The sequence below is a fragment of the Stenotrophomonas sp. STEN087 genome, from assembly GCF_056759115.1.
In genome coordinates, this window is the sequence record NZ_JBRRCR010000070.1 from 1 (window position 1) to 22,615 (window position 22,615).

18 protein-coding genes are annotated in these 22,615 nt (G+C 69.3%); 9 read left to right on the forward strand and 9 right to left on the reverse strand.

The window, feature by feature from the left end; genetic code table 11:
• Nucleotides 1-165: 165 nt before the first annotated feature.
• From ACVOK1_RS15865 to ACVOK1_RS15890, 6 genes are all read right to left on the reverse strand, one after another.
• Complete coding sequence (locus tag ACVOK1_RS15865) at nucleotides 166-564, reverse strand: hypothetical protein (RefSeq protein ID WP_200752888.1); 399 nt, start codon at nucleotides 562-564, stop codon at nucleotides 166-168.
• Between the two features lie 90 nt (nucleotides 565-654).
• Nucleotides 655-2,694, reverse strand: a complete 2,040-nt coding sequence (locus ACVOK1_RS15870; RefSeq protein WP_481562632.1) for an FUSC family protein — start codon at nucleotides 2,692-2,694, stop codon at nucleotides 655-657.
• Nucleotides 2,695-2,697: 3 nt separating this feature from the next.
• Complete coding sequence (locus tag ACVOK1_RS15875) at nucleotides 2,698-4,158, reverse strand: efflux transporter outer membrane subunit (protein ID WP_108770531.1); 1,461 nt, start codon at nucleotides 4,156-4,158, stop codon at nucleotides 2,698-2,700.
• Complete coding sequence (locus ACVOK1_RS15880; RefSeq protein ID WP_481562633.1) at nucleotides 4,155-5,072, reverse strand: efflux RND transporter periplasmic adaptor subunit; 918 nt, start codon at nucleotides 5,070-5,072, stop codon at nucleotides 4,155-4,157. The genes ACVOK1_RS15875 and ACVOK1_RS15880 overlap by 4 nt, the downstream gene beginning before the upstream one ends.
• Nucleotides 5,069-5,278, reverse strand: a complete 210-nt coding sequence (locus ACVOK1_RS15885) for a DUF1656 domain-containing protein (RefSeq protein ID WP_010487502.1) — start codon at nucleotides 5,276-5,278, stop codon at nucleotides 5,069-5,071. Before ACVOK1_RS15885 ends, ACVOK1_RS15880 begins: the two co-directional genes overlap by 4 nt.
• A 108-nt stretch (nucleotides 5,279-5,386) precedes the next feature.
• On the reverse strand, nucleotides 5,387-5,842 hold the full coding sequence (locus tag ACVOK1_RS15890; RefSeq protein ID WP_108770529.1) for a MarR family winged helix-turn-helix transcriptional regulator: 456 nt from the start codon (nucleotides 5,840-5,842) through the stop codon (nucleotides 5,387-5,389).
• Between the two features lie 447 nt (nucleotides 5,843-6,289).
• Between ACVOK1_RS15890 and folE the strand changes: the two genes are divergently transcribed.
• The 4 genes from folE (at nucleotide 6,290) to ACVOK1_RS15910 (ending at nucleotide 12,568) form a co-directional block, all read left to right on the forward strand.
• On the forward strand, nucleotides 6,290-6,901 hold the full coding sequence (folE, locus tag ACVOK1_RS15895; RefSeq protein WP_481562634.1) for a GTP cyclohydrolase I FolE: 612 nt from the start codon (nucleotides 6,290-6,292) through the stop codon (nucleotides 6,899-6,901).
• A 112-nt stretch (nucleotides 6,902-7,013) separates the two neighbouring features.
• Nucleotides 7,014-8,483 (forward strand): DUF3375 domain-containing protein, encoded by a 1,470-nt coding sequence (locus tag ACVOK1_RS15900; RefSeq protein ID WP_481562635.1) that lies wholly within the window; start codon nucleotides 7,014-7,016, stop codon nucleotides 8,481-8,483.
• A complete protein-coding gene (locus ACVOK1_RS15905) occupies nucleotides 8,470-9,171 on the forward strand; it encodes a DUF4194 domain-containing protein (RefSeq protein WP_108770527.1) in 702 nt (233 codons plus the stop codon). The genes ACVOK1_RS15900 and ACVOK1_RS15905 overlap by 14 nt, the downstream gene beginning before the upstream one ends.
• A gap of 16 nt (nucleotides 9,172-9,187) precedes the next feature.
• Nucleotides 9,188-12,568: an ATP-binding protein gene (locus tag ACVOK1_RS15910; RefSeq protein WP_164075298.1), complete on the forward strand. Its 3,381-nt coding sequence runs from the start codon at nucleotides 9,188-9,190 to the stop codon at nucleotides 12,566-12,568.
• A gap of 327 nt (nucleotides 12,569-12,895) precedes the next feature.
• Here the strand turns inward: ACVOK1_RS15910 and ACVOK1_RS15915 are convergent, their stop codons facing one another.
• Nucleotides 12,896-13,675 carry a sulfite exporter TauE/SafE family protein gene (locus ACVOK1_RS15915; RefSeq protein WP_164075305.1) on the reverse strand — a complete coding sequence of 260 codons (780 nt, stop codon included), beginning with the start codon at nucleotides 13,673-13,675 and terminating at the stop codon, nucleotides 12,896-12,898.
• 82 nt (nucleotides 13,676-13,757) lie between these two features.
• On the opposite strand from ACVOK1_RS15915, the gene ACVOK1_RS15920 reads away from it, so the two are divergent.
• Nucleotides 13,758-14,150: a YchJ family protein gene (locus ACVOK1_RS15920; protein WP_200753373.1), complete on the forward strand. Its 393-nt coding sequence runs from the start codon at nucleotides 13,758-13,760 to the stop codon at nucleotides 14,148-14,150.
• Here ACVOK1_RS15920 and ACVOK1_RS15925 read toward each other — a convergent pair.
• Nucleotides 14,132-15,436, reverse strand: coding sequence for a GGDEF domain-containing protein (locus tag ACVOK1_RS15925; RefSeq protein ID WP_481562636.1), 1,305 nt, complete (start codon nucleotides 15,434-15,436; stop codon nucleotides 14,132-14,134). The genes ACVOK1_RS15920 and ACVOK1_RS15925 overlap by 19 nt on opposite strands.
• 143 nt (nucleotides 15,437-15,579) lie before the next feature.
• On the opposite strand from ACVOK1_RS15925, the gene egtB reads away from it, so the two are divergent.
• The 4 genes from egtB (at nucleotide 15,580) to ACVOK1_RS15945 (ending at nucleotide 20,869) form a co-directional block, all read left to right on the forward strand.
• On the forward strand, nucleotides 15,580-16,851 hold the full coding sequence (gene egtB / locus ACVOK1_RS15930) for an ergothioneine biosynthesis protein EgtB (protein ID WP_481562637.1): 1,272 nt from the start codon (nucleotides 15,580-15,582) through the stop codon (nucleotides 16,849-16,851).
• Nucleotides 16,848-17,828 (forward strand): L-histidine N(alpha)-methyltransferase, encoded by a 981-nt coding sequence (gene egtD, locus ACVOK1_RS15935; protein WP_481562638.1) that lies wholly within the window; start codon nucleotides 16,848-16,850, stop codon nucleotides 17,826-17,828. Before egtB ends, egtD begins: the two co-directional genes overlap by 4 nt.
• Nucleotides 17,829-17,916: 88 nt before the next feature.
• Nucleotides 17,917-20,076, forward strand: a complete 2,160-nt coding sequence (locus ACVOK1_RS15940) for a lytic murein transglycosylase (RefSeq protein WP_481562641.1) — start codon at nucleotides 17,917-17,919, stop codon at nucleotides 20,074-20,076.
• A gap of 31 nt (nucleotides 20,077-20,107) precedes the next feature.
• A complete protein-coding gene (locus ACVOK1_RS15945; protein ID WP_481562639.1) occupies nucleotides 20,108-20,869 on the forward strand; it encodes a GYF domain-containing protein in 762 nt (253 codons plus the stop codon).
• Here ACVOK1_RS15945 and ACVOK1_RS15950 read toward each other — a convergent pair.
• Nucleotides 20,863-22,053 (reverse strand): benzoate/H(+) symporter BenE family transporter, encoded by a 1,191-nt coding sequence (locus ACVOK1_RS15950; RefSeq protein WP_481562640.1) that lies wholly within the window; start codon nucleotides 22,051-22,053, stop codon nucleotides 20,863-20,865. The genes ACVOK1_RS15945 and ACVOK1_RS15950 overlap by 7 nt on opposite strands.
• Nucleotides 22,054-22,615: the final 562 nt, after the last annotated feature.

The following is a 22,615-nucleotide window of genomic DNA, read 5'->3' on the forward strand; positions in this document are numbered from 1 at the left end:
GGTTGAGGGGGTGTGAGCGGCATGGATGCCGCGACCAAGCCCCCATGGACGGGTTTACGGCGTCCCCCTCAACCGGACCCGCCCCGCCATCCCACGGAATGCAGGCCTTTGACCTTGCCGTTGCCGTTGATTCCGCAGGTGCAGGGCGCAGTCCTGCCGCCACCCTCACTCCGCGATCAACACCAGCCCATCCGGGAACACGATCGCCGCTTCATCCGCACTCAGATCGAAGAACCCCACGCCATGCTTCTCGGCCAGGTCCTGCACGCGCCCATGCGCACGCTCCGCCACCGAATAGGCGAATGCGCCGTAGATCACCGCGCGGCCGATGCTGTAGTCGGTTACCTCGGCACGGTCGTCATCGTCGTTGCTCAGCGGCCCGTTCATCGGCGGGAAGTCCCGCGCCATCTCCGCGAACCACGCCTGCAGCGCCGGGCTGCTCACCGCCGGATCGTCGTACTCGTGGTTCTCGCCCCACTGCGCCTGCTTCTCGAACCAGGCGATGAAGGCCGCTGCTTCGCGGGGTGCAGCGCTGGGCTCGAACACCATCATGTCGTAACTCATTGAACCGTCCTGTGCATGGCGGGGTCAGAGCCTTCGCCGTTGGAAGGATCCGACCCCGGCGCGGGGTCTGTGGCTGCACAGGGTATCGCGCTACGGCCGTTCGGCCGCACTCATCGACAAGCCCGGCGCCAGCGCCTTCGCCTCGGGGAACAGCGCGAAGCGCAGGCCGATCAGGCCCATCAGCGCCTCGTCGCGTGCCTTGCAGGCGCCTACGCCACCGACTCGGCCCAGCGACGTATCCAGGCGCTCGCGCAGTGCTTCGGCGGCGGCAATCGGGCGGCGTGCGGCGATTTGCCGACGGTAATGCGCGGCGATCTCTTCCAGGATGTGCTCGACCGCCTCGCGGCTGCGCTCCGGCAGCTCCAGGCGGGCACGGCGCAGCTGCAGGATGTTCAGGCCGATGCGCGCCTCGTTGAGCATGTCCACCGAGGCGATGTCGCTGCCTTCCGGCGTCGCCGCCAGGCGCGGGGCCAGCAGGCCCAGCAGGTCCAGCATGCGTGCGGCGAAGCGCTGGCGGTCCTGCTGGCCGCGCCCTTCGGCGGCTTCGGCCAGCGTGGTCCAGCCCTGCCGCACCAGCCGGCGCGCGGTCCACTCGGCACCCACCGAACGGAACAGGCGGGTCATCACCACCGCGAAGCCAATGCCGATGAACATCGCGATGGACGAGTTGAGGAAGCTCTGGATGTTGGCGCTGTAGGTGTTCTGCAGGCTCAGCAGCGCGGCCAGGTTGACCGTCAGCGGCAGCGCGAACAGCGCGCTCTTGGGGTGGTGCAGCAGCAGGCCCAGCGGCAGGAACGCCACCGCCAGCACCAGCGCCAGCAGGCCGAAGTCGTGCACGGCCGGGAACACGCCGAACAGGTACACGCCGGCCACCAGCGAAGCGACGATGGCCCACACCAGGAACGAGACCATGCTCGGTGCCGGGTCGTCCTGCGCGGCGAAGAACGCGGCCGTCACCGCCGCCATCATCGCGCCGTTGCCGCCGCCTTCCCAACCCAGGCCGATCCACAGCACGCAGTAGCTCATCAGCGCCACGCCGGCGCTGAGCGCGGAGAACAGCGCCATGCCGTAGTCGACGTGCTTGTCGGTGGCCACGCGCTCGGTACGGATGCGGTAGTGGGCGCGGTCCAGCGGCGCGGTGCCGTGGTCGATCGCGTGCTGCAGGGTGCGGCAGTCCTGCCACAGGTCCACCAGCTCCTCCAGGCGCAGCAGCAGGCTGGCCAGCTGCAGGTGCTGCAGGTCGCTGTCCACCTGCGGCTTCAGTGCGCTGATGCGCGCACGCAGGCGGGCATAGTCGCTGGCACTGGCGGGCGTATCGATCCAGTCGTGGATGTCATCGACCAGCGCCGGCAGGCCCTCGGGCAGCGTCTGCCCCTCGCTGCGCAGCGCGCTCAGGCGGTCGGCAATCGACGACAGCACCGGCAGCAACAGCAGCATGCGCTCGCGCAGGCGTTCCATCGAAACCGCAGAGCCCGCATGGCGCGGATCATCGCGGCGCAGGAACTCGATGAGGGCTTCGAACTGCACCAGGTCGGCGGCCAGCCGGTTGCGCGGGGCATGGGCGCGGCCACGCTCGAGGATCTGCCGGCACCACTGCGCGGCATCCTCCATCCAGTTGCCGATGCGGGTGCGCAGCATCGGCTGCACCGAGGCCGGGAACAGCAGCGACGCGGCCAGCACCGCCACCACCGTGCCGAGGATGATCTCCTCGCTGCGCGCCACCACCGTGTCGAAGATGGTTTCCGGCGAGGTCACCGCCGGGAAGCCGATGAAGGCCGTGGTGTAGCCGGCCAGCAGGAACGCGTAGCCGCGCGGGCCACGATTGAGCAGGGCCAGGAACAGGCAGCCTGCCAGCCAGATCGACATCGCCGCGCTCAGCACCATCGGCGTTTCCACCAGCGCCGGCAGCACCAGCAGAGTGGCCAGGCCGGCCACCAGGGTGCCGACGATGCGGTACACGCCCTTGGCCCGGGTCGGGCCCAGCAGCGGCTGGCTGACGATGTACACCGTGCCCATCGCCCAGTACGGGCGCGACAGGTTGCCGGCCATGGCGATGTACAGCGCGGCCACTGCGGCCAGGTAGGTCTTGATCGAGAACAGCCACGCCTGGCGGTCGGTCAGCGCGTTCATGGCTTACTTCGCCGTGGCCTGCGCGGTGGCGGGGGCGACCGTGGTCTGCCAGCCGCCACCCAGCACCAGGAACAGATGGATCTGGTCGCGCGAGACCTGCGCCTCGGCCGCGGCCAGGGTGGCATCACTGGTCACCAGGCTGCGGTCGGCATCCAGGCTGGACAGGTACGGGGTGCGCCCGGCCTGGTACAGCCGGCGGTTCTGCTCGGCGGCCAGCGCGGCCTGCTGCTGGGCTTCGCGCAGCGACTGCAGGCGGCGCAGGTCCTGCGCGTAGCGGTCCAGCGCGGTCTGCGTCTCGCGCAGGGCCTGCAGCACGGCATGGTCGAACTCGGCCAGCGCGGCATCGGCACCGGCCTCGGCGGCGTGGATGCGGGCATGCGTGCCCGAGGACGGCAGCGTCCACGAGATCAGCGGGCCGATCGACCACTGCTGGGTCATTGGCTGGCCGAAGTCCTCCAGCAGGCCGGCGGCACCCAGCGAGGCACCCAGACGGATGTCCGGGTACAGCTCGGCGGTGGCCACGCCGATGCGTGCGGTGGCCGAGGCCAGCTTGCGTTCGGCCTGGCGGATGTCGGGGCGACGCTGCAGCAGGGCGCGGCCATCACCCACCGGCAGCGGCTGGGCCAGGCGCGGCGCGTCGGCGCAGTCGATCACGCCGGCCGGCAGCTGGCCGGGGGTCTGCCCCAGCAGCGCGGCCAGGGAATAGGCCGCGGCCGAACGCTGCGCGCGCAGCGGCGGCAGGGCGGCTTCCAGCAGGGCCACCTGCGCGTTGGCGCGGGCCAGCTCCGGCGGCGTGCCGCGGCCGGCATTGATCAGGCGCTGGGTGACCGAGCGGCTGCGCTGCTGCAGCTGCAGCGAATGCTCGGCCACGTGCAGTTCGTGGTTGGCGTGGCAGATTTCCAGGTAGCTGTCGGCCACCTCGGCCACCACGCTCACCTGCGCCAGGTCGCGTGCGGCGGCTACTGACTGCTCGTCGGCGCGGGCCGCTTCGGCACCACGCTTGAGCTTGCCGAACAGATCGAACTGGTAGCTGACCGCGAACTTGCCGTCGGCCAGGTTGATCACCGGCAGCTCGTGTTCCTGCAGGAAGGCTTCGGCCGACAGCTGCGCGCGGCTGACGCCGGCTTCGGCTTCGTATTCGAAGCCACCGGCATCCATCGCCTGTTCGTACACGGCGGCGGCACGGCGCAGGTGCGCATCGGCGGCCTTCAGCTCGACGTTGTCACGCAGCGCCTGGGTGATCAGGCCATCCAGCACCGGATCGTTGTACAGCGACCACCAGCGGTCGGGCAGCGCCTGGTTGGCGGCAACATCCGGGTTCTGGGTATCGATGAAGGCGGCATTGGCCTCCGGGCGCTTGAAGGCCGAGCCTTCCGGCAGGGCGTAATCCGGGCCGACAGTCTTGCAGGCCGCCAGGCTGGCCAGCGCAACGATCAGGCCGAGACGGGGCAGGGTGGTGTTCACAGGCCCGCCTGTGTCGGCGTGGTGCCGGCCTTGTCTGCGCGCTTCCTGCTGTTGGTTTCGACCGTCACCGTGGCGGTACGGCCGGCGATCAGTTCCACGCCCTGGGGCACGTCGTCGATGGCGATGCGCACCGGGATGCGCTGCGCCAGCCGCACCCAGTCGAAGGCCGGGGTCACGTTCGGCAGCAGGGTGCTGCCGTTGCTGCGGTAGCGGTCCTCGATGCCGGCGGCGATGCTTTCGACGTGGCCGCGCAGCGCGGTCGACTCGCCCATCAGGCGGATGTCCACGGCCTGCCCGGGTGCCACGCCGCGCAGGCGGGTTTCCTCGAAGTAGCCATCGATGCGGAACGAGCCGGTATCCAGCAGCGCCAGCACCGGCTTGCCGGCCACCACGTAGTCGCCCACGCGCATGGTGCGGTCGTTGACCCGGCCGTCGGCCGGCGCGTGCACTTCAGTGCGGGCCAGGTTCAGATCAGCCAGGTCGACCGCGGCCTGGGCGGTGGCCAGCGACGCCTGCGCGGCCTGCAGCTTGGCCCGGCGCACTTCGGCGTCCTCGGCGGCCACCAGGTCCTGCAGGCTGCGGTCGCGGCCGATCTCGCGGCGCAGCTGCGTCACCGAGGCCTGGCGCTCGGCCAGGCTGGCCTTGGCCTGCTCCAGCGCGATGCGGTAACGCGCACGGTCGATCACGAACAGCACGTCGCCCTTCTTCACCGCCTGGTTGTCGGCCACGTTCACCGATTCCACCAGGCCGGACACATCAGGGGCCACCTGCACCACGTCGGCGCCGACATGGGCGTCGCGGGTCCACGGCTCATCCATGTAATAGACCCACAGCTGGCGCAGGACCAGCAGGGCCACGATCACCGCCGCGCTGGTCAGCAGTATGGGAAGGGTCTTCTTCACGATCTTGTTCACGATTGCATCCAACGCAGGAGGTGGAACAGCAGGCCCAGCACGATCCCGTACAGCGCCAGGTTGAACAGCGCCGGATGCCAGACATGGCGGTAGGCACCGGCACGCTGCAGCAGCGCGTGCAGGCCGCTGTTGACCAGGTAGGCCAACAACATCAACCCGAGCAGGGTCGGGACGAACACTCCGTGGAGACTGAATTCACCGGGCATCGGTAGGGGGGCGAGATGGGGGAGGGGAGGGCAACACACAGGACAACGGCAACGGGCAAAAGCCGCTGGCGCCTGCACGGCAGCGGCGGTGTTTCAAGGACAACGCGCTTACGTGATGCGGTCGGCCGCCTCGGCCAGCAGGCGCCATGCCTTCAGCACGGCCTGCAGTTCATCCATGGAAAGTTCGCCGAACACGTCCTGGCGCAGGCCGATGAGCTGTTCTTCCAGCTCGCGCACCAGCGCCTGTCCCTCGTCGGTCAGCCACAGCAGGTTGGCGCGGCGGTCGCTGGCGTCGCTTTCGCGGCGGACCAGGTCGCTGGCGCACAGCTTGTCCAGCAGGCGTACCAGGGAGGGGCCTTCCATGCCCAGCTGCTGGGCCAATGCCACCTGGCGGATACCGCCGCCGGAGCGGCCGATCATCAGCAGGGGCATGGTGCAGGCGGTGGAGATGCCGTAGCTGCCGAGCCGGCTGTCGGCCAGGCGCTGCCACTGCCGTCCTGCATAGAGCAGGCCGGAGCTGAGCTGCATCTGCAGCCGGGTACGGTCGTCGAGGGGTCGGTCCATAAGAGATAGATAGGATACTACTAATTTCATTCCTATCAATAGTTTTTGCTGAATGGGTGATTGGGGTGGGTGGGTGTATTGAGGAAAGCGTTGCGCCTGCTGGTTGTCGGTGGGGCTGCGGGGGCCGGACGGTGCAGGACACGCCGTAAACCCCCCTCCGGGGCCCGGGGCCCCCCCCCGCCGGCGGGGGGGGGCGCCCGGGGGGGGGGGGGGGGCGGGGGGGGCGCGCCCCCCCCCCCCCCCCCCCGGCGGGGCCCGCGCCCCGCCCCGGCGGGGGGCGCCGGCCCCGCGGTGGGGGGGGCACGGCGTGTCCTGCGCAGCCCCCTCTCCCCCTCCAGCCCGATACCAATCAAGGCGCTACGACGACCCCCGATGAACCGTCCCCACAGGACGACCCACCCCCCGGTCGGGTACGATGCTCGCCCCCCGTTCGGGACGCTGTAAGCAATGAGCAAGAACAACGAAAAGGCCGCCCCGCAGTGCGATGTGACCCAGGACCAGGCCGAGGATGCGGTGCGCACCCTGCTGCGCTGGGCCGGTGAGGACCCGTCCCGTGAAGGCCTGCTGGATACCCCGCGCCGCGTCGCCGAAGCCTATGGCGACTGGTTCAGCGGCTACCGCGACGACCCGCGCGCCTACATGGAGCGGACCTTCGAGGAAGTGGCCGGCTACGACGAACTGATCGTCCTGCGCGACATCGAGTACGAAAGCCACTGCGAACACCACATGGCGCCGATCATCGGCCGCGTGCACGTCGGCTACCTGCCGGCCGGCAAGGTGGTGGGCATCAGCAAGCTGGCCCGCGTGGTCGAAGCCTACGCCCGCCGCTTCCAGGTGCAGGAAAAGATGACCGCGCAGATCGCCCAGTGCATCCAGGATGTGCTGCAGCCGATCGGCGTCGGCGTGGTCGTCGAAGGCGCCCACGAATGCATGACCACCCGCGGCATCCACAAGCGCGGCGTCAGCATGGTCACCTCCAAGATGCTGGGCAGCTTCCGCGACGACGCGCGTACCCGCGCCGAGTTCCTGCGCTTCATCGAAGTGGGCGGCAGGCGCTGAGCCGCTTGCCCGCACCGCGCCGGCCCCGCGTGGCCGGCACGTCCACGGCTGCCCCCGCGGCGGCCGTGCATGGCTGCCCGCAGCCGCCAGCGTCCATGAATCCTTTCGCTGCATGAAGCACCGCGAACGCATTGCCCGTTACCGCCACCTGCGCGAACAGCCCCAGTGGAAGCTGCTTGCCGCCGACCACGCCCCGGAAATCATCGGCCTGCTGCAGGGCCTGCTGATGGAAGGCGAGCGCACGCTGCCGTCCTCGGTACTGAACGAGCGCCTGCAACGCGCGCTGGACCAGCTGGCCGGCGACGAACTGTCGCGCGAGCTGCCGCGTACCGCCCAGGCCTATATCGCCCACTGGCTGGCGCAGGGCTGGCTGGAACGCCGCCTGCCCGAAGGCGCCGACCAGGAGCAGTACGAACTGTCGACCCAGGCGTTGCAGGCGATCCGTTTCGCCGACAGCCTGGAGCAGGCCCGCGTGGCCGCCACCGAAAGCCGCCTGGCCCTGGTCATCGAGCAGCTCTCCGCGCTGGCCGCACAGACCGAAGCCGATCCTGATGCGCGCCTGTCCGCGCTGCACGACGAGCGCGACCGCATCGATGCCGAGATCGCCCGCGTCGGCGCCGGCCGCGTGGTCGCCCTTGACGGCAAGCGCGCGCTGGAACGCACCCGCCAGATCATCGGCCTGGCCGACGAACTGACCGAGGACTTCCGCCGCGTGCGCGATGACTTCGAGCAGCTCAACCGCGATTTCCGCGAACGCATCATCGACGACGAAGGCGAGCGCGGCGACGTGCTGTCGCAGTTGTTCGAAGGCGTCGACGTCATCGGTGAAAGCGATGCCGGCCGCAGCTTCCAGGCGTTCTGGCGCCTGCTCAACGATGCCGAACAGAGCGCCCAGCTCGACGCCGCGCTGGAGGCCGTGCTCGCGCGCGGCTTCGCCCGTCGCCTGGACCGCAACGAACGCAACTTCCTGCGCGGCTTCACCAGCACCATGCTGGAACGCGGCGGCCAGGTGCACGACGTGCTGCAGAACTTCGCGCGCAGCCTGCGCGGCTTCGTGCAGAGCCGTGGCTACCTGGAACAGCGCCGCCTCAACCAGCTGCTGAAGCAGGCGCAGTCCGAAGCACTGGCCCTGCGCGATGATTTCCCCGCCCAGCGCAGCATCGGCCGCGACCTGCAGCTGACCACCAGCCGCCTGCGCTCGTGGTCGCAGTGGAAGCTGCACGACCCGCGCAGCGCGCAGGTCGATGGCAACGTCGAGTACAACGATGCGGCCGCCATCAGCCTGGAAAGCGTCGGCGACCTGGTGGCCTCGTCGGAAATCGACTTCCGTACCCTGCGCCGCGACCTGCACGAACTGCTGGACGCACAGCCGCGCCTGAGCATCGCCGAAGCCTTGGCCCAGCGCGAAGCGCCGCAGGGCCTGGGCAGCGTCATCGGCTATCTGTCGCTGGGCACGCGCTTCGGCAACGTGGTCGCCGGCGAGCAGGAGCTTGCGCAATGGCGCGGCGGCGACGGCCAGGTGCGCCGCGCACGTATTCCGCTGGTTTGGTTCACCCAGGAGAGACGCCATGAGCTGGCATGAAGATCCCATCGAAGCAGCGGCGCCCGACCTGGTCGAAGACGCCTACGAGGCCGAACCGGCACCGGTTGCCGCACAGCCGCGTCGTGGCAACGACGTCTATTACATGGGCGATACCGGCCGCCTGCCGCTGGATGCGCGCCGCGCGCTGTGCCAGCTGCTGATCGGCCCCAGCATCGACCAGCTGCGCCACGCCAAGCTGTGGCCGGCGCTGATCCGCAGCGAAGCCGCGATCCGCTCGGCACTGGCCGACCTGTTCCTGGAACTGGTGCTGGACCGTGACAGCGGCGTGGCGTTCACCCGCCAGGCCGATACCGAAGACGTCGACGCGCCGGTGCTGCTGCGCACCTCGCCGCTGACCTTCATCGATTCGGTGCTGCTGCTGTACCTGCGCCAGCAGCTGGCCGAGGCCGATGCGCGCGGCAACCGCGCCGTCGTCGCCGACGCCGAGATGGCCGAAGCGCTGGCCATCTACGAGAAGAACCTGTCCACCGACCGCGCCGGCTTCAACCGCCGCGTCGCCTCGGCCGTGCAGAAGATGAAGGACAACCACATCCTGACCCGCCTCGGCGGCCAGGAAGACCGCCACGAAGTCTCGCCGGCGCTGAAGCTGATGTTCTCCGCCGAAGACGTGTCCCAGCTTTCGGCGGTGTACCGCCAGCTGCGCGAAACCCCGGCTGCAGAAGCCTGAGAGACCGGAGCACCGAATGGCCATTTCCAAGCACACTCCCGCCCTGTTCAATGAAGGCCTGCCGGACCCGCGCCTGCAGCAGTTCCGCATGCGCCGCCTGCAGGTGCACAACTGGGGCACCTTCAACGGCCTGACCGAAGTGCCGATCGCCGAGCGCGGCTTCCTGTTCGTCGGCCGTTCCGGCTCGGGCAAGTCGACCCTGCTCGATGCGATGTCCGCGCTGCTGACGCCGCCAGCCATCGTCGACTTCAACGCCGCCGCGCGTGAAGCCGAGCGCAGTGGCCGCGACCGCAACCTGGTCTCCTACGTGCGTGGCGCGTGGGCCGACCAGCAGGACAGCGGCACCGGCGAAATCGCCACCCAGTACCTGCGCAAGGGCGCGACCTGGACCGCACTGGTGCTGGAATACCGCGCCGGCGATGGCCGCGTGGTGTGCCTGGTGCGACTGCTGTGGATCTCCGGCAACGGCACTTCGGCCGGCGACGTGCGCAAGCACTACATGATCGCCGAGCGCCCGTTCGATATCGCCAAGGACCTCGGTGGCTTCGACCTGGACCTGCGCAAGCTGAAGCAGAAGCTGGCCGACATCCACCACTTCGATACGTTCTCCGGCTACGCCGAGCGCTTCCGCCACCTGCTGGGCATCGACAACGAGATGGCGCTGCGCCTGCTGCACAAGACGCAGTCGGCGAAGAACCTGGGCGACCTCAACGTCTTCCTGCGCGACTTCATGCTGGACACGCCGCGCACCTTCGATGCCGCCGAGCGCCTGGTCAGTGATTTCGCCGAACTCGACGGTGCGCACCAGGCGGTGGTCACCGCGCGCCGCCAGGTGGAAACCCTGCTGCCGGCGCGCGCGCACTACACCGAACTGAAGCACATGCATCGCCAGCGCGGCGATGACGAGACCCTCAAGCTGGGCATCGACAGCTTCCGCGAAAGCCGCCGCCAGCTGCTGATCGAAGCGCGCCTGCGCGAGATGGACGTGCGCGACCGCGGCCTGCTGGGCGAAGAAGCCCAGCGCCGCGCGGCGCTGGACAACCACACCGAACGCCTGGCCGAGCTGGAACTGCAGCGCCGCCAGCAGGGCGGTGAGCGCATCGAGGAACTGGAACGCGAGCAGGGCCGCGCCGAAGCCGAGCGCGACCGCCGCCTGGCCAAGCAGGCGCAGGCCCGCGAGGCCGCGCGCCACCTGCAGGCCGAACTGCCGGAAGACGCGCATGGCTTCTCCGAACTGGTCGAGCGCGCGCAGAACGAACTGCAGGACCGCCAGCGTGCTTCGGCGGCGCTGGACGATGCGATCAGCGAACGGTTGGGCGGCAAGCGCGATGACGAACGTCGCTTCGGCGAAGTGCGTGGCGAACTGGAAGCGATGCAGCGCACGCCGTCCAGCATTCCCGCACCGATGCAGAAGCTGCGCGCACGCCTGGCCGAGGAAACCGGCATTTCGGAAGCCTCGCTACCTTTCGTGGGCGAACTGATCCAGGTCCGCACCGAGGAGCAGAACTGGCAGGGCGCCATCGAGCGCGTGCTGGGCGGGTTCGCGCAGTCGCTGCTGGTGGACGACAAGCACTACAACGAGGTGGCCGACTGGGTGAACCGCACCCACCTCGGCATGCGTTTCACCTACTACCGCGTGCGTCGCAACGACGATGCGTTCGCCCGCGAACCGTCCGCGCGTTCGCTGCTGCACAAGCTGGAACTGCGTGACCACGCCTTCGAAGGCTGGCTGCGCCGCGAGCTGGGCAAGCGCTTCGACTACGAATGCGTCGATGCCAAGCAGCTGCGCAACGTCGACCGCGGCATCACCCGCGAAGGCCAGGTCAAGCATCCGGGCGACCGCTTCGAGAAGGATGACCGCAGCGCGGTGAACGACCGTCGCCGCTGGATCCTCGGCTTCAACAACCGCGACAAGCTGGTGGTGTTCGAGCGCGAAGCGCAGGAACTGGCCAAGCGCATCGCCAGCTGCGATACCGATATCGCCAGCCTGCGCGGCCAGCGTGACCGCGACAACGAACGCCGCCTGGCCTGCCATGAGCTGATCGGCATCCAGTGGAACGAGATCGACGTGGCCGCGCCGCAGCAGCGCCTGGCCGATATCGAAGCCACCCTGCGCGATCTGCGCGAAGGCAACGCCGACCTGGCCCGCCTGGCCAAGCAGATCGACGCCGTGCGCGCCGATATCGAGCAGGCCCGCCGCACCTATGAAGACACCCGCGTCGAGCGCGGCCAGCTGGTGCGCGAACGCGACCGCCTGGACCGTGCCCGCCAGCAGAGCCGCGCCCTGGTGCTGCCGGCGCTGGCCGAAGACCAGGAAGCCGGCCTGGCCGAGCGCTTGCAGGAGCAGGGCCCGCTCAGCCTGGAAACGCTGGAAGCGCACATGCGCCAGGTCAGCAACGCGCTGAACGAACAGCTGTCGTCCTCGCAGCAGGACGTCAACCGCGTCGAGAACCTGCTGCTGGGCTGCTTCCGCCGCTTCATCCAGCAGTGGCCGGAGGAATCGGGCGACTTCACCGTGTCGGTGGCCTCGGCCGAGGATTTCCTCGCCCGCCTGGAACGCCTGGAACGCGACGGCCTGCCGCAGCACGAAGAACGCTTCTTCGACCTGCTGCAGAACCAGAGCAAGAACAACCTGCTGGCCCTGCAGCGCCACAGCGCCGAGGCCCGCAAGTCGATCGGCCAGCGCCTGGACGAGGTCAACGCCAGCCTGGAACAGGTGCCGTTCAACCGCGGCACCCTGCTGACCATCGAGCTGAGCGACCGCCGCCTGCCGGAAGTGGGTGAGTTCCACCTGCAGCTGCGCGAGGTGCTGTCGCAGCAGCAGACCGAACAGCGCGAGCTGGCCGAATCGCAGTTCACCGTGCTGCGCCAGCTGGTCAACCGCCTCGGTTCGCAGGAAGGCGAGGACAAGCGCTGGCGCGAGCTGGTGCTGGACGTGCGCATGCACGTCGAGTTCATCGGCGTGGAGCTGGATGCGGAAACGCGCCAGCAGGTCGAGATCTACCGCAGCGGCGCCGGCAAGTCCGGTGGCCAGCGGCAGAAGCTGGCCACCACCTGCCTGGCCGCGGCGCTGCGCTACCAGCTCGGTGGCGCCGACAGCCAGCTGCCCAGCTATGCCGCCGTCGTGCTCGACGAAGCCTTCGACAAGGCCGACAACGAGTTCACCGCGCTGGCGATGAACATCTTCGACAACTTCGGCTTCCAGATGGTGGTCGCCACCCCGCTGAAGTCGGTGATGACGCTGGAGCCGTTCATCGGCGGCGCCTGCTTCGTCGAGATCAGCGGCCGCCACGATTCGGGCGTCCTGCTCATCGAGTACGACGAAGAAGGCAAGCGCCTGAAGCTGCCCGAGCGCAGCCGCCAGCAGGCCAACGAACCGGAAGAAGCCGAGGCCTGACCGCCTCGGCCGCAAGGGTAATGCCGGCCAGCGGCCGGCACTACCGCGACCAGCAATCCCCTGTAGAGCCGAGCCATGCTCGGCCGCTCCGCGCGACCGGCAACAGCGTGCCAACCAAGGTCGGCACCTACCAGAAGCCGCTCTGCTCTTGCTCCCAGCTTCCGCGCTCGCGCAGAGGCCGGGCAGCGGTTGGGTGAGGGCGCATGGCAGGACCGCGAGCGCCATGGATGGCGCTCACGAGCCCCCATGGATGGGTTCACGGCGTGTCCTGCCATGCGCCCTCATCCGATCGCCCACATAGGAGTGAGGCGCCAGCGACGCAGTGGATCACGCCCCGCGGAACGTATCCCACGCCATCCGCGCGATCAGCACCACCACCAGCCCCACGAACAGCTTGCGGATGAACGGCGTGCCGCCCTTCAGCGCCAGCCGCGTGCCTACCACCGAGCCGAAGATGTTGGCCGCCGCCATCGGCAGCGCGAACAGCCACAGGATGTTGCCGGTGGGGATGAAGAACGAGATCGCCGCCACGTTCGTCGCCAGGTTCACTACCTTCGACGCCGCCGAGGCGCGCAGGAAATCCAGGCCGAAGAAGCGCACGAACAGGAAGATCAGGAAGCTGCCGGTGCCCGGCCCGAAGAAGCCGTCGTAGAAACCGATCGCCGCGCCGATGGCCAGCGCGATGGCCAGCTCACGGCGGCCGATCTCCTGCGGCCGGTGCAGCGCACCGAAATCCTTCTTCCACAGCGTGTAGCCCAGCATCGCCACCAGCAGCACCAGCACCAGCGGGCGCACCGCCTCCTTGGGCAGCAGGCTGACCGCCGTGGCGCCGGCGAAGGAGAAGATGAAGGCGGTGCCGGCGGCGAACAGCACCGGCTTCCACGGGAAGCGCACGTTGCGCGCGTAGCGCCAGGCGGCCGCGCCGGTGCCGAACATCGAACTGAACTTGTTGGTGCCGAACAGCATCGCCGGCGTCTGCTGCGGCAGCACCGTGAACAGGCCCGGCAGCTGCACCAGCCCGCCGCCGCCCACCGCTGCATCGACCAGGCCGGCGATGAAGGCAATCACCACCAACCACCACAACTCAGGGGGAACCAGTTCCAGCACGGCGATCGACACTTGGATGGGGGGCGACAGCATACGCCTATCGCCGATGGATGCTGGCCGCGTCCCGCGCGACAATACCGGCATGACCCGCACACCCGCCGATCCCTGCCCCTGCGGCCTGCCCGCCGACTACGCCGCCTGCTGCGGCCGCTACCACGCTGGCGAAGCCGCACCCGATGCCGAGCGCCTGATGCGTTCGCGCTACAGCGCCTACGTACGGCAGCTGGCCGACTACCTGCGCCAGACCTGGCACCCGGATACGCGCCCGGCCGAACTTTCGCTGGACGAGGCACCAGGCCAGCGCACCCAGTGGCTGGGCCTGACCGTGAACGATCACACCGTCACCGGCCCCGACAGCGCCGAAGTCCGCTTCACCGCCCGCTACCGCATCGGCGGTGGCAGTGCGGTGCGGATGACCGAGCACAGCCGCTTCCTGCGCATCGACGGCCGCTGGTACTACCTCGACGCGGTCTGAGCCTCGGCGCCGCCGCGCACCGCCAGCACGCGCTGGCCGCCGTGCGCGCAGACCCGGTTGCGGCCTTCTTCCTTGGCCGCATACAGCGCCTGGTCGGCGGCCTTGACCACCCCGGCCGGGCGCGCATCGATGCGGCTGTCGGCCAGGCCGATGCTCACTGTCACCTGCACCACCTGGCCGCTGCTGCCGCGGCCGCGCTGCTGCTGCCCGGCGTTGTCGTCGCGGCTGCGCGTGCTGCGGTCGCGCAGCTGCATGCGGCTGTCCTCGATGCTCTGCCGCAGCGCTTCCACCGCATCCACGCAGGCCGGCGCCGCGCGGTCCAGGAACACCACCGCGAACTCCTCGCCGCCATAGCGGAACGCACGGCCGCCATCGCCCACCCGCGCCAGCCGCGAGGCCACCAGCTTCAGCACGTCATCGCCGGTGTCGTGGCCGTGGGTGTCGTTGAACTTCTTGAAGTGGTCCACGTCCACCATCGCGATGCTGTAGGTGCCCGCGGCACGCTGCAGGGTTTCGTTGAAGGCGCGCCGCCCCGGCAGTCCGGTCAACTCATCGCGGAACGCCATGTGGAAGGATTCCTGCAGGGTGGCGCCCAGCATCAGCAGCAGTGCGGCCACGCTCAGCGCCGGCAGCAGCGCCGGCTGCAGGAAGATGCGCGGCAGCATCCACCACAGACACAGCAGCGCCAGCAGCATCGCCGTGTGCAGGGGGCGCGGCCGCCGCCAGGCCTGCCAGCCCAGCGCAGCGGTCGCCGCCAGGAACAGCAGGGCCGGCAGCTGCGCCAGCGCATTCCAGTCGCTCGGAATCCACGCGAAGTGCCGGTTCGACAGCAGGTCATGCATGTCCTGCGGCTGCTGCGCGGCCAGCAGGATGAAGATCGCCAGCAAGGTGCCGCTGCCGATCCCGCGCAGCAGCAGGTCCTGGCGGCGCCGGCCACGCTCGGGCCACAGCGCATGCACGGCAAACAGCAGTGGCAGCCAGGTGGAGACCGCATGGAAGCGCAGCGGCGTCAGCGGGCTGACGTAGCCCAGCCGCAGGTAGTGGGCCAGGTCCGGGTGCAGCACCGTGAACACGGCCGCCACCAGCAGCAGCAGGCACAGCGTGCGCACCTGGTTGTACATCAGCGCCAGCCCCGCGCCCAGGCAGGCCAGCAACCAGGGCCGCACGCGCTGGCCGGCGCGGCCGACATCCTCGTTGCCCAGGGTGGCCCACAGCACCAGTGCGACCAGCAGGGCGGGCAGCACGAACAGGTAATGCGCAGGCTGGCGGAGCGGATGATCGGACAAGCGGTAATTCCAGCGCGGTCACTACACGGCCGCAGCACTGCCGTTAGCGGCGTTGGCGCAGGGTTCTTGAATGGGCGCGATGTGAATGCGCTGCTCCGGTGCGATGACATCGCGCTCACCCGCAGCAGCCGAAGCTGGTGCCCATGGACAGCGCAACCCTCGCCGTCGCTGCCCCGCAGCGTGAACTCGCCAGCCACTTCGCCCATGTGCGTGGACGCAGCCAGCAACTGGCCGCACCGCTCAGCGCCGAAGACGCGATGCTGCAGAGCATGGACGATGCCAGCCCGGCCAAATGGCACCTGGCCCACACCACCTGGTTCTTCGAGCGCTTCGTGCTGGCCAGCGTACGTGGCCACCAGCCGTGGGATCCGGCCTGGAATTTCCTGTTCAACAGTTACTACAAGAGCCTCGGCCCGGCCCATGCCCGCCCACGCCGTGGCCTGCTGTCGCGGCCCTCGCTGCAGCAGGTGCGCGACTATCGCCGGCACGTCGATGAGCAGGTGCTGGCGCGCCTGGCCGATGGCGATCTCGGTGAAGAGGCGCTGCAGCACCTGCAGCTGGGCCTGCAGCACGAACAGCAGCACCAGGAACTGCTGCTGACCGACATCAAGCACGCCCTGTGGTGCAACCCGCTGCAGCCGCCCTATCGCGAAGACCTCGCGGCGGTCACCAGCGCGGCCAGCGCACAGGGCTGGGTTGCACGGGAAGAAAGCATCGTCAGCGTCGGCGCAGCGCGCTGGCCGCAGCACGCGCCCTTCGCCTACGACAACGAATCGCCGCCGCACCGCGTACTTGTTCCCGCACACGCGATCGCCGAGCGCCCGCTCAGCAACGGCGAGTACCGTGCCTTCGTCGATGCCGGCGGCTACCGCGATCCACGCTGGTGGCTCAGCGAAGGCTGGGCCCTGTGCGAGGCCGAAGGCTGGCAGCACCCGCTGTACTGGCACGACGACCTGCAGCGCGAGTACACCCTGGGCGGCTGGCGCGCGCTCGATCCACATGCGCCGGTCTGCCACCTCAGCTATTACGAAGCCGACGCCTGCGCGCGTTGGCATGAGGCACGGCTGCCGACCGAATTCGAATGGGAAGCGGTCGCCGCCACGCAGCCGCCCAGCGGCCACTTCGCCGACGACGACCAGCTGCATCCCCATGCAGGGCAGGGCACGGGCCTGCGCCAGCTGTTCGGCGATGTCTGGGAATGGACCTCCAGCGCCTATGGCGCCTACCCCGGCTTCCAGCCCTTCGGCGGCAACCTGGGCGAATACAACGGCAAATTCATGTGTGGCCAGTGGGTGTTGCGCGGCGGCAGCTGCGCCACCCCGCGCGGCCACGTCCGCAGCAGTTACCGCAACTTCTTCAATCCACCGGCGCGCTGGCAGTTCTCCGGCGTGCGCTTGGCGAGGGATCTTCCATGAGTACCGTGCAGGACGCGCTGCAGGCGCTGACCGACCTCACCCCCGGCCGCCAGCAGATCATGGCCGACGCCGTGGCCGGCCTCTCGTGCGCCGCGCGCCAGCTGCCATCCAAGTATTTCTACGACGCGCGTGGCTCGCGCCTGTTCGAGCAGATCACCCACACCCGCGAGTACTACCCCACACGCACCGAACTGGCCCTGCTTGACCGGGTGCTGCCGGAAATAGCCAGCGCCGTCGGCGCGCATGCCCACGTGGTCGAACTGGGCAGTGGCAGCGGCCGCAAGACCGCGCTGCTGCTGGCCGCCCTGCACGATCCGGTGGCCTACACCCCCATCGAAATCTCGCGCGCCGCGTTGTTGTCCAGCATCGACCACCTGGCCCCGGCGCTGCCGAAGGTGGAGATGCTGCCGGTCTGCGCCGACTTCACCCGCCCGGTGCAGGTCCCCGAACCGGAACGCCAGGCGGCGCGGCGCCTGTTGTTCTTCCCCGGTTCCACCCTGGGCAACTTCGCCGGCGAAGAGGCCATCGCCCTGCTGCGCGCGATGCGCCAGACCATGGGCGGTGACGGCCTGGCGCTGGTCGGCATCGACCTGCACAAGGACCCGGCGCTGATCGAGGCCGCCTACAACGATGCCGACGGCATCACCGCCGCCTTCACCCTCAATCTGCTGGCCCGCCTCAACCGCGAGGTCGGCAGTGATTTCGACCTCGATGGTTTCCGCCACCAGGCCCGCTACAGCACCGCGCGCCTGCGTATCGAAACCGACCTGGTCAGCCAGCGCGAGCAGGATGTGCACCTGGACGGTCAGACCTTCCACTTCCAGGCCGGCGAACCGATCCGGGTCGAGTACAGCCACAAGTACACCGATGCCAGCTTCAACCACCTGCTGCAGCAGGCCGGGCTGGAAACCATCGCCGATTGGGATGCCTCTGATCCTGCGTACGGCCTGCGCCTGCTGCGCGCCTCGGTCCCATGACGGTAGCGCCGGGCCATGCCCGGCGGCACATCACCACCCGCGCTAACATGGCCCCAGCACCGGCAACACGGAGGACGCCATGCCCTTGATGACCACGCTCGGCCTGGCCGCCGCGCTGGCCGCGCCGTTGACGGCGCCACCGACACCCGCCGCTGATCCGGCCTTCGCCCGCTGCATGACGCAGCTGCAGGCCACGGCCGGCGAGCAGGGCATTGCCGCGGATCGCTTCGCTGCCATCACCGCCGGCCTGCAGCCCGACCCCAGCGTGCTGCCGCTGCTGGATGCGCAGCCGGAATTCACCACGCCGATCTGGGATTACCTGGCCGCCCTGGTCGATCGCCCGCGGGTGGACGATGGCCGCGCCATGCTGCTGCAGCATCGCGATCTGTTGCAGCGGGTATCGGCGCAGTACGGCGTCGATCCGGCCACCATCGTCGCCGTATGGGGCGTGGAGAGCGATTATGGCCGGGTGTTCGGCAAGCGTCCGCTGCTGCAGTCGCTGGCCACGCTGTCCTGTGCCGGCCGTCGCCAGCCCTTCTTCCGTGGCGAACTGCTGGCGCTCATCAAGCTGATCGAGCAGGGCGACCTGCAGGCGCAGGGACTCACCGGTTCCTGGGCCGGCGCCTTCGGCCACACCCAGTTCATGCCCAGCACCTATGCGCGCATTGCCGTCGACGGTGATGGCGATGGCCGCCGCGATCTGGTGGCCAGCATTCCCGACGCACTCGCCTCCACCGCCAACTATCTCAAGCGCGCCGGTTGGCGCAGCGGCGAGCCGTGGGGCATGGAGGTACGCATTCCCGAGGGCTTCAAGACGGCGCAGGCCGGGCGCACCCAGCGTCGCGCGCTGGCCGACTGGCGCGCACTGGGCATCACCGGCCTGGATGGCAGCGCCCTCGCGCCGCAGGGCCTGCCGGCCGATGCCCGCGCGGCCCTGCTGCTGCCGGCCGGTGCCAAGGGCCCGGCGTTGCTGGTTTTCCGCAACTACGATGCGATCTACAGCTACAACGCCGCCGAAAGCTACGCGCTGGCCATCGCCACCCTCGCCGATCGCCTGCGCGGCGGCAACGGCCTGGCGACCGCCTGGCCCACCGATGATCCCGGCCTCGGCCGCGACGAGCGCCGCCAGCTGCAGACCCTGCTGCTGGCCCGTGGCCACGATATCGGCAGTGCCGATGGCATGATCGGCAATGCCAGCCGGCGCGCGCTCCAGGTCGAGCAGCGCCGCCTGGGCTGGGCCGATGCCGATGGCCGCCCCGGCCAGCGCATCCTTCGCGCGCTGCAGGCCGAACCGCGCACGCCGGCCACACCCACCCGTTTCAGTCTTCCTGCCAACTACAGTGCCGCGCAGTCGCCGGCCTTACGGAGTCGATCCACCGTGCAACAGATCCAGGGTGTCAGCAGCGGCCAGTTCCAGGGACTCGATGCCTGGCTGGTGGAAACCCCCGAAGCCACCGCCGCCATCAGCGTGTTCGGCGGCCAGCTGCTGTCCTTCGTGCCCAAGGGCCAGCCCGACGTGATGTGGCTGTCGCCCAAGCGGGCCGAGCTGCCAACCCCGATCCGTGGCGGCAGCCCGGTGTGCTGGCCGTACTTCGGCCGCCAGGGCCAGGGCAATGACGTGCCGGCGCACGGCTTCGTCCGCACCCTGCCGTGGGAACTGCAGCAGGCGCGCCGCCTCGACGACGGCAGCATCGAGCTGACCCTGGCGCCACCGGCGCTGCAGGATCTCGGCCTGCGCCTGAGCATGACCGTGCGCGTGGGCCGCGAGCTGCGCCAGCAGCTGGTCACCGAGAACACGGGCAGCGCACCGGCCACCTTCACCCAGGCCCTGCACAACTACTTCCGCGTGGGCGACGCCACCCGCGTGGAAGTGGACGGCGTGGACGGGGTGACCTACCAGGACAAGTACGAGAACTACGCCCAGTCCCGCCGCCAGCAAGGGCCGTGGTCCCTGCGCGATCCGCGCGATCCGGGCCGCAGCGACCGCATCTACAGCCCGGCCGGCGGCCGCTACGTGCTGCGCGACCCGGTGCTCAAGCGCCGCATCGAACTGCGTACCGAAGGCAGCCGCGCGCTGGTGGCCTGGAACCCCGGCGCTGAAGCGGCGGCGAAGATGGCCGACGTTGGCGATGGCTGGCGCGAGTACGTGTGCCTGGAGGCGGCCAACGCCGGTCCGGATGTCGTGACCGTGGCCCCGGGCGGCCGCCACGTGCTGGTGCAGGTGCTGTCCAGCCAGCCCCAGCCCTGAGCGGGGCCCCGTTACAGACAAGGAGCGATGCATGCAGGACGCACAGTGGTACTACGCCAACAGCAGCCAGCGCGAGGGGCCGGTCGACCTGGCCGGCCTGCGGCAGCTGCAGGCCGAGGGCAGGGTAGGGGCCGCCACCCTGCTCTGGTGCGAGGGCATGCCGACCTGGCGCCCGCTGGCCGAGCTCGACCCGCCGCCCCAGACGGCCGATGTCGCCGCCCCGGCGGTTGTCGTCGACCGTGGGATCGATGACCCCTACCGCGCGCCCGACACGGCGCCGGGGATGCTGGCGGGCCCCACGCAGGACAGCCAGCCGCTGGAAGGCGACATGGCGCTGTACGCCGCAGTGGTCGGCAGCAACTTCGCCCTGTACCGGCGGCGCTGGCGGCTGGACCAGGGCGTGCCCCATGCGTCCGGCACCTGGCACTGGCCCGCGTTCCTGTTCGGCCTGCCGTGGATGATGTACCGGCGCATGTACCGGGTGGCGATGCTGTGGATCGCCGTGCTGGTGGTCAGCAGCGTGGCCGAAGCCCTGCTCGACGTGCCGGAGGCCTTCTCGTCCATCTCAAGCCTGGCGCTGGGCGTTACCGCCGGCGTGTTCGCCAACCACTGGTACCTGCGGCACTGCCAGCGCCAGATCGCCCAGGCCCGCGCGCTGAAGGGCAGCGACCCGGCCGCGCTGCAGGAGGAACTGGCCCGGCGCGGTGGCGTCAGCTGGCTGGGCCTGGTGCTCAGCCTTGCTGCGGTGCTGGCGCTGCTGGTGGGCCTGGCGTTCCTGCCGACGTCCTATTGAGCCTGCAGCCGTGGGCGCAGCACCAGCAGGCACAGCGAGCCGGCCACCAGGCCCCAGAATGCAGAGCCGATGCCGGCCAGTGACACGCCGGAGGCGGTGACAAGGAAGGTGACCAGCGCGGCCTCGCGGTCGCGTTCCACGGCCAGGGCGCTGGCCAGGCTGTTGCCGATCGTGCCGAACAGGGCGATGCCGGCCACGCAGGCGACCAGTTCCTTGGGGAAGGCGGCGAACAGCGCCGCCACCGTCGCCCCGAACAGGCCGATCAGGATGTAGAAGGCGCCGGCCGCCATCGCTGCGGTGTAGCGGCGCGCGGGGTCCTCATGGGCGTCGCGGCCCATGCAGATCGCCGCGGTGATCGCCGCCAGGTTCAGTGCATAGGCGCCGAAGGGGGCCAGCAGCGTATTGACCACGCCGATCCAGCCGATCACCGGCGAGATGGGCGCGCTGTAACCAGAGGCGCGCATTACCGCCACCCCGGGGATGTTCTGCGAGGCCATGGTGACCACGAACAGGGGCAGGGCGATGCCGGCCACCGCCTGCCAGGACAGCGAGGGCGTGACCCAGTGCGGGGTGGCCAGCTGCAGGTGCAGGTCCTGCGCATGCAGCAGGCCACGGCTGGCAGCGATGATGATGCCGACCAGCAGGGTGGCGATCACCGCATAGCGCGGGAACAGGCGTCGCCCGGTCAGCCAGGTGGCGAACATCGCCAGGGCGAGCACGACCTGGGTGTTCATCGCCACGAACACATCCAGGCCGAAGCGCAGCAGCACGCCGGCCAGCATGCCCGCCGCCAGCGCCATCGGCACGCGCTGCATCAGCCGGGCGAAGATGCCCGAGAAGCCGGCGATCATGCCCAGCACCGCCGCGAGCAGGAATGCACCCGTGGCCTCGGACAGCGAGGCGCCACCGGCACCCACCACCAGCATTGCCGCACCCGGGGTCGACCAGGCGGTGACCACGGGCACGCGGTAGCGCAGTGAGAGACCAATACAGGTGACGCCCATGCCCAGGCCAAGCGCCCACATCCATGACGCGATCTGCGCCTGGTCGGCGCCGACGGCCTGTGCGGCCTGGAACACGATCACCGCCGAACTGGCGAAGCCCACCAGCACCGTGATGAAGCCGGCCACGATTGCCGGTACCGAAAGATCGCGCCACCACACCTGTCTGACCTGCGTGCCCATCGTTGTCTCTTCTGTATGCATCCGTACATACATAGCGCTTGCGGCGTTGACCGCGCAACGCGCGGGCAACGCCGCAGGGATGCCGGCACGCATGCCATGCACGGCACACGCGATGCGATTGTCATCTTCCTGAAAAAAAGGGTTGACGAATTCTGCAGGATCTCTAGAATTCGCTCCCTTGCTGCGGCGTGGCAACTTCCTCGGAAGCGACACGCCAACAGCGACGCCACACCGGCGAACGAGTTGATCGAACGAAGGTGTTGACGGACTCGAAAAGTCCGGCATAATAGGCGGCTCGCAACGACGAAAGGCCTTCGGGTTCAACGACGAAGCGGCATCGGCAACAACGTCCACCTCGGTGAGACGGCCTTGAAAAAAGGTGTTGACGAAGCGGAAAAGCCGGCTATAATGGGCGGCTCGCTACGAAGGAAACTTCGCGGCACACGGGAATGGCGCTGAGGCCACTTCCCCTGATCTTTGAAAGTATGCGCAGGTATCTTGTGAAGGCGCCTGCAGGAAGGATGATTGTCCATCTTGCAGACGTTTGATCAAGCAACTATTA